Here is a 13,760-nt window from a genome sequence, read left to right on the forward strand (position 1 = left end):
TTAGTAAATTCAATATTTTTATGCTATACTAATTTATGGAGTGATGATGATGAATAATTTGAAAATACCTAAGTCTCTTGCAATAATAATGGATGGTAATGGTCGTTGGGGAAAATTACATAAGGGAAATAGAACACAGGGGCATATTCAAGGAATAGTTGCCTTAGAAAATATAATAAAGGCTTGCATAAAATATGGTATAAAAACGCTTAGTGTTTATGCCTTTTCAACAGAAAATTGGAAAAGACCTAGCCTTGAAGTAAATACTTTGATGTTTTTATTCAAAAAATATTTAATAAATAAAAGAGAAAGTCTTTTGAAAGAAGGCATACGCTTAGTTATAAGTGGTAGTAAAACTAATATTTCAAAAGACCTACAAAGTACAATAGACGAAACTTGTGATTTTTTAAAATCAAATGATAAACTAATTTTGAATATTTGTTTTAATTATGGAGGACAACAAGAAATAATTGATGCAGTTAATAGCCTTATTCAAAAAGGAAAGAAAACTATAGATTTTGCTGATTTAGAAGCAAATTTGTATAACAATATCGATTTTCCTGATCTTGTTATTAGAACAGGTGGTGAACTTAGAATAAGTAATTTCCTTATTTGGCAACTTGCATATTCAGAACTATATTTTACAGATTGTTTATGGCCAGATTTTAACGAAGATGAATTATTAAAAGCTCTAAAAGATTTTTCAAATCGAGATAGACGATATGGAGGTTTAACTAATGAAAAAAAATAGAATTTTCCTTTTTTTATTTATACCTTTAATACTTTATATATTACTTTCAAGCAAATTTCTTTTTCTAGTTTTTTCGGAAATTGTTGTTTGTTTTTCTTTATACGAATTTTACAAAATGTTTAAAGAAAAAAATGTATATATGTATTTTGGACTTTTCATAGGTGCTTTTTTCCCACCTATTGTTTATTTTAAGTTACTTCCTTCGGTATTTCTTATAGCATCTTTTTTTATAACAGCCATTATACAAATGCTTACTGATTATGATGAAAATTTCACTCAAAAATTAGCCTTAACTTTTTTTGGAATTATGTATATTCCTTTATTATTCACCTATGGTATAAAAATACAAAACTTCCAATTTGGTGGTTTAATACTTACATATTCATTTGCTAGCATTTGGGCTTGTGATACCTTTGCCTATTTAATAGGTTCAAAATTTGGAAAACATAAATTATCAAAAATTTCTCCTAATAAGTCTATAGAAGGCGTTTTCGGTGGTCTTATTGGTGTTTTAATTATTAGCTACATTTTCAAATACTTTGTAGGTAAGATTTTTTATGATACCAATGTAGCCTTATTATCTATATTTTTAACAATAGTAGCCGTATTCGGTGACTTATTCGAATCAAAAATCAAAAGAGATGTAAATATTAAAGATTCAGGAAATATTCTTGCAGGTCATGGAGGTTTCATGGATAGATTTGATAGTGCTTTATTTGTTATACCTTTCATATATTTTTATTGGAGGCTATATGTTCTATAAATTAAGTGTATTTTTCGACAAAAAATATAATTTTAAAACTTTTGATATACAAAACTTCTTTGAGCATTTAAAGGAGTTTTTTACTATATTAAGTGAAGACTATATATTTTTTAACAATAATATAAATTTCAAAGAATTTAATCCTAATATTATAAATTGTTTCATTGAATATACAATTGAATATAACGAAAAAAATATCGATTTAGCTTTAGCCAATTTCTTTAAAGCTTATACTTTTGTTGAAAAATATAACTTACAAAAATTTAAATATTCTCTTAGATCTGATAAGAAATTTTATATCAATCCCAAACAAATTGATAATTTAGTTTCAAATATAGATAAACTTTTCTATATTCGTTCAGACTTAGCTGATATGTCAAAATATATTAAAGAAAATCAAAGAAAAAAATATTTAACTCTAATTAAAAATTTATCTATTACAAAATATAATTTAAAAAATGAAAGTTTTTTATTACGAATGCTTGATCTTAATAGTGAAATACCTGAAATAGAAAATAATCTATTAGAATATGCTAAAAATTTAGGTATAGCTTTTCAATGTTCTTTTATAACTAATAATTTAAAAATAGATAAATTAGTTTTTGCAAAAATAAAAGAACCCTTGCTTGCCTTACTTCGTTCATTTATCAACGAAGAAAGAAAATGGCAGCATAAAAACATTCAAAAACAGATATTTAAAATTTCAATAGAATTTATACAAGATTTTTCAAAATTAAAGATTATTATAACTTGTCCAACTATTAAAAGGAATAAAGATTTAATTTATCTTAATCAAGATAAATATATAGATCCTAATCTATCTGACAATGCTTTTTCCTTTGTGAACTATATTCAAGCAACACAAGCACAAAATGGTAGAGTATTTATTGATGAAGACTATAATTTAGTTACGAAATTAAGACTAAAATTCTTTAGTCTTTTATGCTATATTATTCAAACTGACTTAGGCTACTTTGCAATAGATCTTTCAAAAGTAATAAAGATTTCAGAGTTTAATATTGCTAATCTAATTAAAACAGACAATATTTCTTACTACAAAATTAATAATTTAGAATTACCAATATTAAATAAATTAGACCAAGCACAATTTGTTTTACAAATTTGTGTAAAAAAACAAAATTTCATCTTATTAGCTAAACGAATACTATATAAAGAAAAGATATTTGTAAGACATATAAATGATATGTCTGGTGATTTCATAGGTGACTGTCTTCTAAAAGACACAAAAAAAGCCTATATATTAAATCTCGCTAAATACCTAGAAAGTAGGACAAATGAATAATAAATTACTATTGAACAAAGATTTAGAAATAATTAAGAGTCTTAATGATTCCCTACTTAAAATTACAAAACCTGAAAAAGAAGATTTTCAATTTTATGTAAAAAATATAAATAAATTAGAAAATGATAGTTTTTTTATTAAAAATATTTCTGATATTGATAGTTTGAGTCTTCTTAAAAAAGTTTTTTCTACCATAGATAGAAATAAGGAAACTTTCTATGAATACAAAATAAATATTTTTAATTGCTTTCATTCATTAGAAAATCTTTATCTTCTCTACCTTGATTTAGGAATAGATAATGAAAATAAAGACTTTTTTTTAGTAAAAGAACAACTTGATTCTTCATTAATTAATTTACAAAAAATATTAAATAAAAAGAACGAAAATAAGCTTTATTATTATATTAAAATAAGTCTTGATAAAAAAGTTCCTTATTTCTTTTTATCAAGAAGAATAATCTTATTAAATTTACTTGAATATGGTAATCCATATAACTATACACCTACAATTTTAGATGATGAAGATTTTGAATATTTTATACTAGATTATAAAGCAATTAAAAGCTTTGATATTTATACTTTTTTTGAAAAAGCAAAAAAAGAAGATGCTGCTATTAAAAATGTTGAAATTTATAAAATAGACATGAATAATAATATATACAATCTTAAATTCTATATCAAAGAAGAAAAAAATGAAAATTCTTGCTTACTTATGCCAGGTTTTAATTTTTTAGATATAGTTCATTACAAAAATTATTACGATACCTACATAGAAAGTAAAAATCAAAGATATATTTTAGAAAAGCTTTTAAACATTTCTGATAAAAATATACAATTGGTCAGTCTTAAAAAAATCAGTGATAGAGAGGTGCGTATTTTTCTTCCATCAGAAATTAAAGTTGATAATATAAGCAAAATTAAAGATATACTAGAAGAAATTATGGTCGATAAAAATATTGCTGAGGTCTTATATTCTTCTAATCTTGACTTTTTTGCTATACAAATGTTAGAATATTTGAGGAAGAAATATAACATTGAATTTGGAAATATATTCCAATAGTTCGGAGGTAAAATATAATGCAAACAATTACAAAGGAGCAATTGAAAGACAAAATAAAATTAGCTTTAAGAAGGCAATATGGAAAAACTTTTGAAGAAGCTAAACAATACGAAATATATTATGCTGTTTCAAGTGCTGTAATGGACGATGTCGTTGAAAAGTGGTATAACACTAAAAAAACTTATGCAAAAAAACAAGTTAAGCAAATGTACTATTTTTCAGCCGAATTCTTAATGGGTCGTTATCTTGGAAATAATTTGATTAATTTACAATATGATAAACTTATTAAAGAAGTATTATCTGATTTAAATATTGATATTAGTTTAATTGAAGATAAAGAAATGGATACTGGACTTGGTAATGGTGGTTTAGGTCGTTTAGCTGCTTGTTTCCTTGACTCTTTAGCTACACTAGGTTTACCTGGTCATGGTTATGGTTTAAGATATAAATATGGTCTTTTTGAACAAAAAATTGAAAATGGTTTTCAAGTTGAATATCCTGACGATTGGACAAAATATGGAACACCTTGGGATATAAAAAGATTAGACAGAACTTTTGAAGTAAAATTTGGGGGTAATGTTGAAATACATAAAGATGAAGTTGGTAAAGAATATTACAAACGTGTTAATACTGAAAATGTAAAAGCTATTGCTTATGATGTTCCTGTAATAGGTTATGGTAATGGTGTTGTTAATACTTTAAGACTTTGGGAAGCACAATCAATGGAAGGTTTTGATTTACAATTATTTAATGCTCAAAGATACCTTGCTGCTTCTGAAAAAGAAGTTGAAGCAGAAGACATTTCAAGAGTTCTTTATCCTAATGATACTGAAAGAAGTGGTAAATGGTTAAGATTGAAACAACAATATTTCTTTACTTCTGCCTCATTACAAGACATCGTTAGAAGATATAAGTCAATTTTTGGAAATAATTTTGATAATTTTGCAGATAAAATTGCAATACAACTTAATGATACACATCCTGTAGTAGCTATACCTGAACTTATGCGTATCTTATTAGACTACGAAAAACTAGGTTGGGATGCTGCATGGAATATTTGTAAGAAAGTATTTGCATATACAAATCATACAATTTTATCAGAAGCTTTAGAAAAATGGGATATTTCATTAATACAACCATTACTTCCTAGAATTTATCAAATTATAGAAGAAATAAATAGAAGATTTATTAATGATTTAAGACAAAAATATCCAAATGATTTTGATCGTATTAATAGAATGAGCATTATTTCAAATGGACAAGTTAAAATGGCTTGGCTTGCAATAGTTGCTTCTCATGCTGTAAATGGTGTTGCTGCACTACATACAGAAATATTAAAAAATCAAGAATTAAAAGATTGGTATGAACTATATCCTGAAAAATTCCAAAATAAGACTAATGGTATAACTCAAAGAAGATGGTTATTAAAAGCAAATCCTGAACTTGCAGAATACATAACAAAATTAATTGGTTCAGACAAATGGATAACAAATTTATCTGAATTAAAGAAACTTGAAAAATATTTAGATGATGAAAAAGTTCTTAAGAATATCATGGATATTAAATTACATAACAAACAAAAATTAGCTAAATATATCTTTGATACTACAGGTATAGAAGTAGATCCTACCTCTATATTTGACATTCAAGTTAAAAGATTACATGAATATAAAAGACAATTACTTAATGTATTCCATATAATGGATTTATACAATAAATTAAAAGAAAATCCTTTACTAGATATTTATCCTAGAACTTTCATTTTTGCTGCTAAATCTGCACCAGGATATAGAAGAGCTAAAGGAATTATTAAACTAATAAATTCAGTTGCTCAAGTAATCAATAATGATGCTACTATAAATAACAAGATTAAGGTTGTTTTCTTAGAAAATTATCGTGTATCTTTAGCTGAAAAAATCTTCCCTGCTGCAGATATTTCTGAACAAATATCTACTGCTGGTAAAGAAGCTTCAGGTACTGGTAATATGAAATTTATGGTTAATGGTGCTATTACACTTGGAACTATGGATGGAGCAAATATAGAAATTGTTGAAGAAGCTGGTCTTGAAAATGAATTTATTTTCGGTCTAACTGCTGATGAAATCGAAAGATTAGATAATTATGGAAAATACAATCCTATGGAAGAATACTATGTTGTAGAAGGTCTTCAAAAAGTAATTGAACAACTTACTGATGGTACTTATGACGATAATCACACTGGTTTATTCAAAGAAATTAAGGATTCTATACTTTATGGTGTAGAAGGTAATAGACCTGATGTTTATTATGTATTGAAAGACTTCCCTCAATATCGTTTAACACAACAAAAAATTTCAAAGACTTTCTCTCAAAAAGAAAAATGGGCTAAGATGGCTTTGAAAAATATTGCAAATGCTGGTAAGTTCTCTTCTGATAGAACAATTAAAGAATATGCCGATGATATTTGGAATATTAAAACTTGTAAAATAGAAAATTATATAAAATAGAAACTAAAAAATGAGGTGTGTGAGTTTTTAAAACTTACACACCTTATTTAACATTTTAATAAAGTAACGGATTATTAATGTTTATAATAAATACTACTAACTGTAATAGCATAAATGTAATTATAACAGCATATTTATATTTATTTATGAATTTTATTATTAAATAATCTTTTTTTATTATGACTAAAAAAGTATAAATAATAAAAGTTAATAAAATAGGTATACATAGTATATTATATTTTAAACTTTTTATAACATTTAATTTTGATAACTCAATAAATCCTCTAGTTAATCCACATCCAGGACAAGGAATTTTAAAAATATGATAAAATATGCATATTCTAATATTGAATTTATTCAATAATAATGATATAGTACCTAAAATAAATAAATCTAAATAAACCCATTTTGCTTTAGTATACATTTAAATTACCAAAAATAATGTTGCTAAATTTTTTTGCTTAGTTTTCTTAACGATTGTAAACCAATCAATTATTGTTAATAATCCACAACATCCACCTGTTAATAATTTTAAAATTCCCATTCCTATATCACCAATCATAAATCTATCTATTCCTAAACTACCTAAAAAAATAGAAATTATTAATATAGTTGTGGGATCTTTTAATTCACAAGCATGAATAGCTAAAAAAGAATCATCATCTAACTTTTCTAATCTTTGCTTTATAATAGGAATAGAAGTACTTTCAAAATATTTTGAATTTGTAACTAAATATAAATCAATTTTTTGTTTTTCCAAAAAAATTCCTCCTTTATTACTTTTGCATTTATATTATTCTTTTTTCCGTTTCTATACACTTATTATACTATATTTTTTATAAAATGCACATATTTTTTATAAATAAAGTTTAATTTTATTATTTTATTTGTATATAATAAAAAAATAAAATATTCAAACTCTTCTCAAGACCTTTATCTAAAAAACAGGAGCTATTTGTACTAACTTAAATTACAAGGCTAAATACCTTGACTTTTAAATACTTATTAATCTTCTTCTGGTATAATAACAGCCATAACAACATAGAAAAATAAAGTCACACCAAAAAATAAAAATATCAATCTTACTATCACTGGATCTATATCTAGGTATTCTGCTATACCTCCACAGACTCCAAATATCATTCTATTCTTTCTACTTCTTGTTAATCTCTTTCTCATACTGGTTCTCCTTAAGATTTATTATGAATATTATATATTACTCCTTAAAAAATATCAATATTTACATATATTTCATATTGTATTTTTTTATTAAATGTTTTATACTACACTAAAGAAAGGAGGATTTATGCTCAAATTAATTGCAAGATATACAAAACAGTATAAATTTTTTGCTATTCTAGCTCCTATTTTCGTAACTCTAGAAAGCTTCCTTGAAATGCTAATACCTTTGTATATGTCAAAGCTAGTAGATAACGGGCTTAATAAACCTATTGTCATAAAACTTTTAATTTGTACACTTTTATCCCTTATACTCGGTATTTCATCAAGCATTTCTGCTATTAAAGCTTCGTGTGGTTTTGCATCTAATCTTCGATTTGAATTATTCCAAAAAATCCAAAAATTACCATCATATACAATAGATGAACTCGGAACGCATAGTATAATTACAAGACTTACAAAAGATATACAAAAAGCAAAAAACACATATCAATCATTAATTAGATACACCTTACGTTGCCCAATAATGGCACTTTTGTCATTTATAATGATTTTTAAAATATCTAAAAAAATTTCCATAATATTCTTTATTATGGTCCCTTTATTAATTGTTTTAATACTTTTAGTAATAAAGCTATTACTAAACCAACTATACATACTATTTAAATTATCTGATGATTTAAATCAAAATATTGATGAAAATTTAAAAGGTATTAAGGTAATAAAGACGTATAATAATAAGGAAAAAGAAATAAAGAAATTTAATACAATAAGTAAAAAAATCACTAAAACTTTGCAGTTCTTGGATACAACATTAGGTTCATTTTATCCACTTTTAACATTGCTAGGTTATGGTTGTAATATTTTAATGATAATAATAGCAAGTAAAATGATAATAAATAAAGAAATAACTATAGGACTATTCCTAAGTATCTTAACATATTCAGGACAAATATTAGGTAACCTATTTGAATGTGGATATATAATATCAGACTTTGCAATGTCTAAAATATCTATCGTAAGAATATTTGAAATATTAGAAAAAGAAAATGAAGTAGACAACGGTAATATAACAAGCTTAGATAATTTTGATATAGAATTTAAAAATGTTAATTTTGATTACCCTGCAACCCATGACGTTTTAAAAAATGTTTCATTTAAACTAAAACAAGGTGAAAGCCTTGGAATAATAGGTGCTACTGGAAGTGGTAAAACTAGTCTTGTTAATCTACTAGTTCGTCTATATAATATATCTAGTGGTAGTATAACTATAGGAAATAAAAATATTTTGGATATAAACCTTAATTATTTACGTGATATAGTAAGTATAGTATCGCAAAATAATACTTTATTTAAAGGTAATATATATAGTAATATGAAACTAGCAAATAGTGATTTAGATGACGAAAAAATTCTAGAAGCAATAAAAGGTGTTAGAGCTCAAAACTTTATAAGTTCACTTGACCAAACAGTAGAACAATATGGTTCTAACTTTTCAGGTGGGCAAAAACAAAGACTATACATCGCTAGAAGCCTTTTAAAATACAGCCCTATACTAATTCTAGATGATTCTACTAGTGCAATAGATACAAAAACTGACCGTGATATAAAGAACTTTTTAAAAGGTAAAAACTGTACAAAAATTATCATAAGTCAAAAAATATCTTCTGTTTTAATGTGCGATAGAGTTATGGTATTAGATAATGGTATGATACAAGATATAGATACTAATGAAAATCTTCTACATAATAATGAAATATACAAGGAATTTTACAATATACAAAAAGGAGGTAATTTTGATGAAGAATAGTAAAGCTCTTAAACGAATGATACATATGGTCTTCAAAAAAAGCCCATTGAAGTTTTTTACAATAATTATCTCTATACTAATTTTTAAAATTTGTAGTACCTATTCAACAAAATTAATACAAGTTATTATCGATAAAGTCTTAATTCCTAAAAGATTAGATCTTTTACCTAAATATATTACAATTTTAGGATTAATTTACCTAATATCTATTTGCTTTGAAGAACTTAATATCCTACTCGCAATACCACTTTCACAAGATGTTATGTTTGGCATTAGAAAAAAATCTTTTGAAAAACTACAAAATTTACCCATTGTATTTTTTGACACACATGAACACGGAGATATTATGAGTAAGTTTACAAACGATATAGACTCCATGAACACTTTCTTGGAATTTTCTATGTTCAATATTTTTAGTGGTATAGTCGAAATGATTGCTCTATTAGCTATTATGATATATATTTCATATAAGCTAGCAATTGTTGTAATATTCTTTAGTGCTTTATCGTATGTAATAATATATTTATTTTCAAAATACAGCATTAAATCTTATGACACAAACCAAAAAAATATTGGATCTATAAACGGTTACATTGAAGAAAGCGTTAATGGTCAAAATATTGTAAAACTATTTAACTATGAAAAAAGAAATAATTCAATATTTAAACGTTTAAATAATGCATGGTTAAAAAGCATAGTAAGTGCAAACATATATTCAAATACTATATTTCCAGTTATAGGAACAATAAACTTCTTACAATATGCATGTATAGCAATTGTTGGAACTATATTTCATACTTCAATAGGTACAATAGGAAGTTTTTTACTATTAAGTAGACTAATTGCTATGCCCCTATTTATCTTTTCTTTTGAAGTTGGTATGGTTAATTCAGCACTTGCTGGAGCTAAAAGAGTCTTTGAACTTATGGACCTAGATAATGAAATTGATGAGGGTAAGGTATACTTAAAAGATGGATACTGGATATTAGAGAATAATGAAAAGGTTAAATGTGTTGGAAACATTGAGTTTATTAACGTTGATTTTTCATATAATAAAGATAAAAAAATATTAAAAAATATAAATATGTATGCAAAATATGGTCAAAAAATAGCTATCGTTGGTCCAACAGGTAGTGGTAAAACTACAATTACTAACCTTATTAACCGATTCTATGAAATTGATAGTGGAACTATTACTTTTGATGGTATTGATATTAGAAGGATTAATAAGTCTGATTTAAGAAAAAATATAACTGTTGTTTTACAGGATAGTATACTCTTTTCTGGAACAATCTTAGATAATATTAGATACTCAGATGAAACTATTTCAAAAGAAGAAGTCATTGAAGTAGCAAAACAAATAGGTGCACATCATTTTATCTCACAACTTGAAAAAGGCTATGAAACATACATATCTGGTAATACTGATACACTTTCTCAAGGGCAAAAACAATTATTATGCCTTGTACGTGCAAAATTACGTAATACACCTGTTCTAATACTAGATGAAGCAACATCTAATATTGATACAAGAACTGAAAAAATTGTACAAGATGGTATGGATAAATTGATGCATGGAAAAACTGTATTTGTCATAGCACACAGACTATCAACAATAATAGATTCAGATGTTATCATGGTACTTGAAAATGGTGAAATAATAGAACGTGGTACACACGCACAATTACTTGCAAAGAATAATGTGTATGCTAATTTATATAATGGATAATAAAGAAATAGAAGGAATAAAAAGTATGTTAAATAATGAAGAATATGAAGATGAAATTTATTGTGGCTTATACAAAGAAAATATACAATTTATTCAAAGATTATCCACAAAATATGTCTAAGGGAATCTATATTGGTGAGAATTCTTTGGATTTGCCAAGTGAATTGTGCATTTTTTTATAGTGAGACTAAATATATAATGTATTCAAAATCTATGAGAAGCATTATAGGTCTCACTATTTTAGTATCTTAGTTTGTATAGTTCGGTTATACATAAATAAAGTACATAAATTATTTTTATAATTTACACACTTTATTATACACTTCCAGTAGGAACTCAAGTAATAAGTCATAATCCTCCACAAGTAGATAAAAAGTCCTACCTTGGTCTATTTAGTTGTCAAAGATCAATTTCCCACTAAAATTTAATAGTAAAAAATCGACCCTCTTTGTTACCAGTTTAAGGACTTTCTAATCATTTTTATGTTTTTTTTTATCTTTTTCTTGCATAGTTTTAGTTGCATTTTCATTAAAATGGACAACAACCTCAATTGTTTTCCTCATACTTTTCAAGCATTAAAAAAAACGACCAGATTGCCATTTTCAGTCGTTTCTTTTTTCAGGGTCGCAAATTGCCACTTTGAAATTTTAAATATTATTGTTGATTATTTAATCTTGTTTTTTGTCATCTTCTATTGATAGATACTCTCTATTTAATTCGTTGAGTAATTCTTCTTCACTTGGTAAATACAGCTTATATTTTGATGCAAATATCTGTTTTTCATCTTCAGGAAGAGTATATTTAACAATCGAATCGCTTTTGTCTGCACAAAGTACAATCCCTATTGGGGGATTATCTCCCTCATTCATCATTTCTCTTTCATAGTAATGGACATACATTTGCATTTGTCCTAAGTCTTGATGTGTCAAATCACCAATTTTTAAATCAATCAAAACAAAACATTTCAAAATATAGTTATAAAAAACTAAATCTATTCTGAAATGTCTACCATCAAAGGTAAATCTTTTCTGTCTTGCTACAAAAGAAAAACCTCTGCCTAATTCTAAAAGAAATTTCTGCAAATGAGTTATTAAGGCTTGTTCTAAATCACTTTCATAAAAATCCGCATTAGCTTCCAGACCTAAAAACTCCAGCACATAAGGATCTCTTATAATATCCTCAGGGGCTTTATTTTTCTCTGATTGTGTTATTTCTTTTGACACTTCTTCTTTATTCTTGCTTGACAGCAATCTTTCATAAAAAAAACTATTTATCTGTCTATCAAGCTGTCTTGTACTCCAATTAGATTTTATAGCTTCTTCTAAATAAAAACTTCTTGCTCTTTCATTTTCAACACGCATTAAACTACGATAATGTGTCCAACTCAATTCGCTACGCAGTGCGTAGCCATTTGGAAAAGTAATATAAAACTGCCTCATATTTTTAAGATTTGCAACTGTAAATCCCTTTCCAAAATCCTTTGTCATCTGTTTAGATAGTTCTTGTAATAATCCTTGCCCATATTCTGCTGTATCTTTGCCACTTTGTTCATAAATAATTCTCTTGCCAATATTCCAGTATGCTTCAACCATTGCAAAATTTGCTGTCTTGTAAACTTTATTCCTTGCACTTATATCATTTATTTCTCCTTAATTAACTAACAAAAAAAGCAACCTTTCACAGTTGCTCTAATCTAATATATCTATTGATTCTATACAATCTATTACGATTTCTAAACCACATATTTCTAAATCAAATTTTGCCATCCAAGTTTCAAGATAATCCTCATCATAATATACTCCAACTAATTTAAGATTTTTGAAATCATATTTTGTTTTTCTTTTGGTGTTTATGTTCATAGTTTTACCTATATTTTTTAATAATTCATCTTTTAACATACCTACCTCCTATTTTAATATACAGGATACACATGATATCCTTTTTTAGAATATATTGTTCTAGTCTTTTTAGTGTCATAATGTATTAACTTTATTCTATCCCAAGTTTTTCCTATATCACTATTGTGATAATAATTTTCATAATATTGAAGATTATTACCATTATATGTCACAATTATTTCACCTTTTCCTCTTATTCCCTTTTGCAACTCTCTGATTTTATCTTTATATTCATTATCTGTCATTTTATCACTATCTTTAAAATATGATTTATTCACTGGTGGATTTTTTAATAATTCATTATTATATTGTTTTGATAAATATTTATGTTTTAATTGTTGTTGTTCTTTTAATTTATTTGCATAATCTGTTATTAATAATTTTTTTCTAAATTTAATTTCTTCGTATTCTAATTTGTTATTTAATTTAATATCTATAAATTCATTTAATGTTTGCGGAATATACTTCTCAGGTACTCCGTGATTTTTAAATAAATCAACAGTATAATTGTATTCTTTTGTATCTTTATACAATGTCTTTAAACTATTGTATTTCTTACTATTATACTTTATATCTACAAAATTTTCAAATGAATTAGGTGCTTTATCTCCTAAAACTTTCTTATATCTTGCATACTGTCCGTAACCTTTTAATTGTTCTGGATTTTTCACATACTTCTCTGCCCATTCAGAATAGCTTATATTACCCACTGTATACTGTTTGCCATTTTCATCTCTTGCTATTCTTCCATCTTCTGTAACAGGACTATCTTCATAATATG

General features: G+C 25.6%; 15 protein-coding genes. 8 read left to right on the forward strand and 7 right to left on the reverse strand.

What is annotated here, in order from left to right; all coding sequences use genetic code 11:
- Positions 1-49: 49 nt before the first annotated feature.
- Genes uppS through AWT65_RS01755 form a run of 5 tightly spaced genes read left to right on the forward strand, consistent with a single transcriptional unit; the run spans position 50 to position 6,363 of the window.
- On the forward strand, positions 50-751 hold the full coding sequence (gene uppS / locus AWT65_RS01735) for a polyprenyl diphosphate synthase (protein WP_374041699.1): 702 nt from the start codon (positions 50-52) through the stop codon (positions 749-751).
- Entirely contained in the window at positions 738-1,514 is a 777-nt protein-coding gene (locus AWT65_RS01740; protein ID WP_066728739.1) for a phosphatidate cytidylyltransferase, read from the forward strand. Before uppS ends, AWT65_RS01740 begins: the two co-directional genes overlap by 14 nt.
- Entirely contained in the window at positions 1,504-2,817 is a 1,314-nt protein-coding gene (locus AWT65_RS01745; RefSeq protein ID WP_066728741.1) for a hypothetical protein, read from the forward strand. Before AWT65_RS01740 ends, AWT65_RS01745 begins: the two co-directional genes overlap by 11 nt.
- Entirely contained in the window at positions 2,810-3,877 is a 1,068-nt protein-coding gene (locus AWT65_RS01750; protein WP_066728743.1) for a hypothetical protein, read from the forward strand. Before AWT65_RS01745 ends, AWT65_RS01750 begins: the two co-directional genes overlap by 8 nt.
- Positions 3,878-3,894: 17 nt before the next feature.
- Complete coding sequence (locus AWT65_RS01755) at positions 3,895-6,363, forward strand: glycogen/starch/alpha-glucan phosphorylase (protein ID WP_066728746.1); 2,469 nt, start codon at positions 3,895-3,897, stop codon at positions 6,361-6,363.
- 55 nt (positions 6,364-6,418) lie between these two features.
- On the opposite strand, the gene AWT65_RS01760 is transcribed toward AWT65_RS01755, so the two are convergent.
- The 3 genes from AWT65_RS01760 to AWT65_RS06330 all read right to left on the reverse strand — a co-directional run bounded on the left by AWT65_RS01760 (position 6,419) and on the right by AWT65_RS06330 (position 7,542).
- Positions 6,419-6,787 (reverse strand): DUF2752 domain-containing protein, encoded by a 369-nt coding sequence (locus tag AWT65_RS01760; protein ID WP_066728748.1) that lies wholly within the window; start codon positions 6,785-6,787, stop codon positions 6,419-6,421.
- On the reverse strand, positions 6,788-7,123 hold the full coding sequence (locus AWT65_RS01765) for a TM2 domain-containing protein (RefSeq protein WP_066728750.1): 336 nt from the start codon (positions 7,121-7,123) through the stop codon (positions 6,788-6,790).
- Positions 7,124-7,368: 245 nt separating this feature from the next.
- A complete protein-coding gene (locus AWT65_RS06330) occupies positions 7,369-7,542 on the reverse strand; it encodes a PspC domain-containing protein (protein WP_083497786.1) in 174 nt (57 codons plus the stop codon).
- Positions 7,543-7,669: 127 nt separating this feature from the next.
- Between AWT65_RS06330 and AWT65_RS01770 the strand changes: the two genes are divergently transcribed.
- The 3 genes from AWT65_RS01770 to AWT65_RS06945 all read left to right on the forward strand — a co-directional run bounded on the left by AWT65_RS01770 (position 7,670) and on the right by AWT65_RS06945 (position 11,263).
- The gene (locus AWT65_RS01770) at positions 7,670-9,352 is read left to right on the forward strand and encodes an ABC transporter ATP-binding protein (RefSeq protein WP_066728752.1); all 1,683 of its coding nucleotides are present in this window, start codon (positions 7,670-7,672) and stop codon (positions 9,350-9,352) included.
- Complete coding sequence (locus tag AWT65_RS01775; RefSeq protein WP_066728755.1) at positions 9,342-11,081, forward strand: ABC transporter ATP-binding protein; 1,740 nt, start codon at positions 9,342-9,344, stop codon at positions 11,079-11,081. The genes AWT65_RS01770 and AWT65_RS01775 overlap by 11 nt, the downstream gene beginning before the upstream one ends.
- 80 nt (positions 11,082-11,161) lie before the next feature.
- Entirely contained in the window at positions 11,162-11,263 is a 102-nt protein-coding gene (locus AWT65_RS06945; RefSeq protein WP_445783339.1) for a hypothetical protein, read from the forward strand.
- Positions 11,264-11,551: 288 nt separating this feature from the next.
- On the opposite strand, the gene AWT65_RS06870 is transcribed toward AWT65_RS06945, so the two are convergent.
- The 4 genes from AWT65_RS06870 to AWT65_RS06560 form a co-directional block, all read right to left on the reverse strand.
- Positions 11,552-11,644, reverse strand: a complete 93-nt coding sequence (locus tag AWT65_RS06870) for a hypothetical protein (RefSeq protein WP_157055036.1) — start codon at positions 11,642-11,644, stop codon at positions 11,552-11,554.
- A 105-nt stretch (positions 11,645-11,749) separates the two neighbouring features.
- The gene (locus AWT65_RS01780; protein ID WP_066728756.1) at positions 11,750-12,724 is read right to left on the reverse strand and encodes a PDDEXK nuclease domain-containing protein; all 975 of its coding nucleotides are present in this window, start codon (positions 12,722-12,724) and stop codon (positions 11,750-11,752) included.
- A gap of 45 nt (positions 12,725-12,769) precedes the next feature.
- Positions 12,770-12,979: a hypothetical protein gene (locus tag AWT65_RS01785; protein ID WP_066728757.1), complete on the reverse strand. Its 210-nt coding sequence runs from the start codon at positions 12,977-12,979 to the stop codon at positions 12,770-12,772.
- 14 nt (positions 12,980-12,993) lie between these two features.
- Positions 12,994-13,760 (reverse strand): hypothetical protein (locus AWT65_RS06560; protein WP_198142934.1); only part of this gene is annotated, 767 nt, incomplete at its 5' end.

Source organism: Sneathia sanguinegens (genome assembly GCF_001517935.1).
Classification (GTDB): domain Bacteria; phylum Fusobacteriota; class Fusobacteriia; order Fusobacteriales; family Leptotrichiaceae; genus Sneathia; species Sneathia sanguinegens.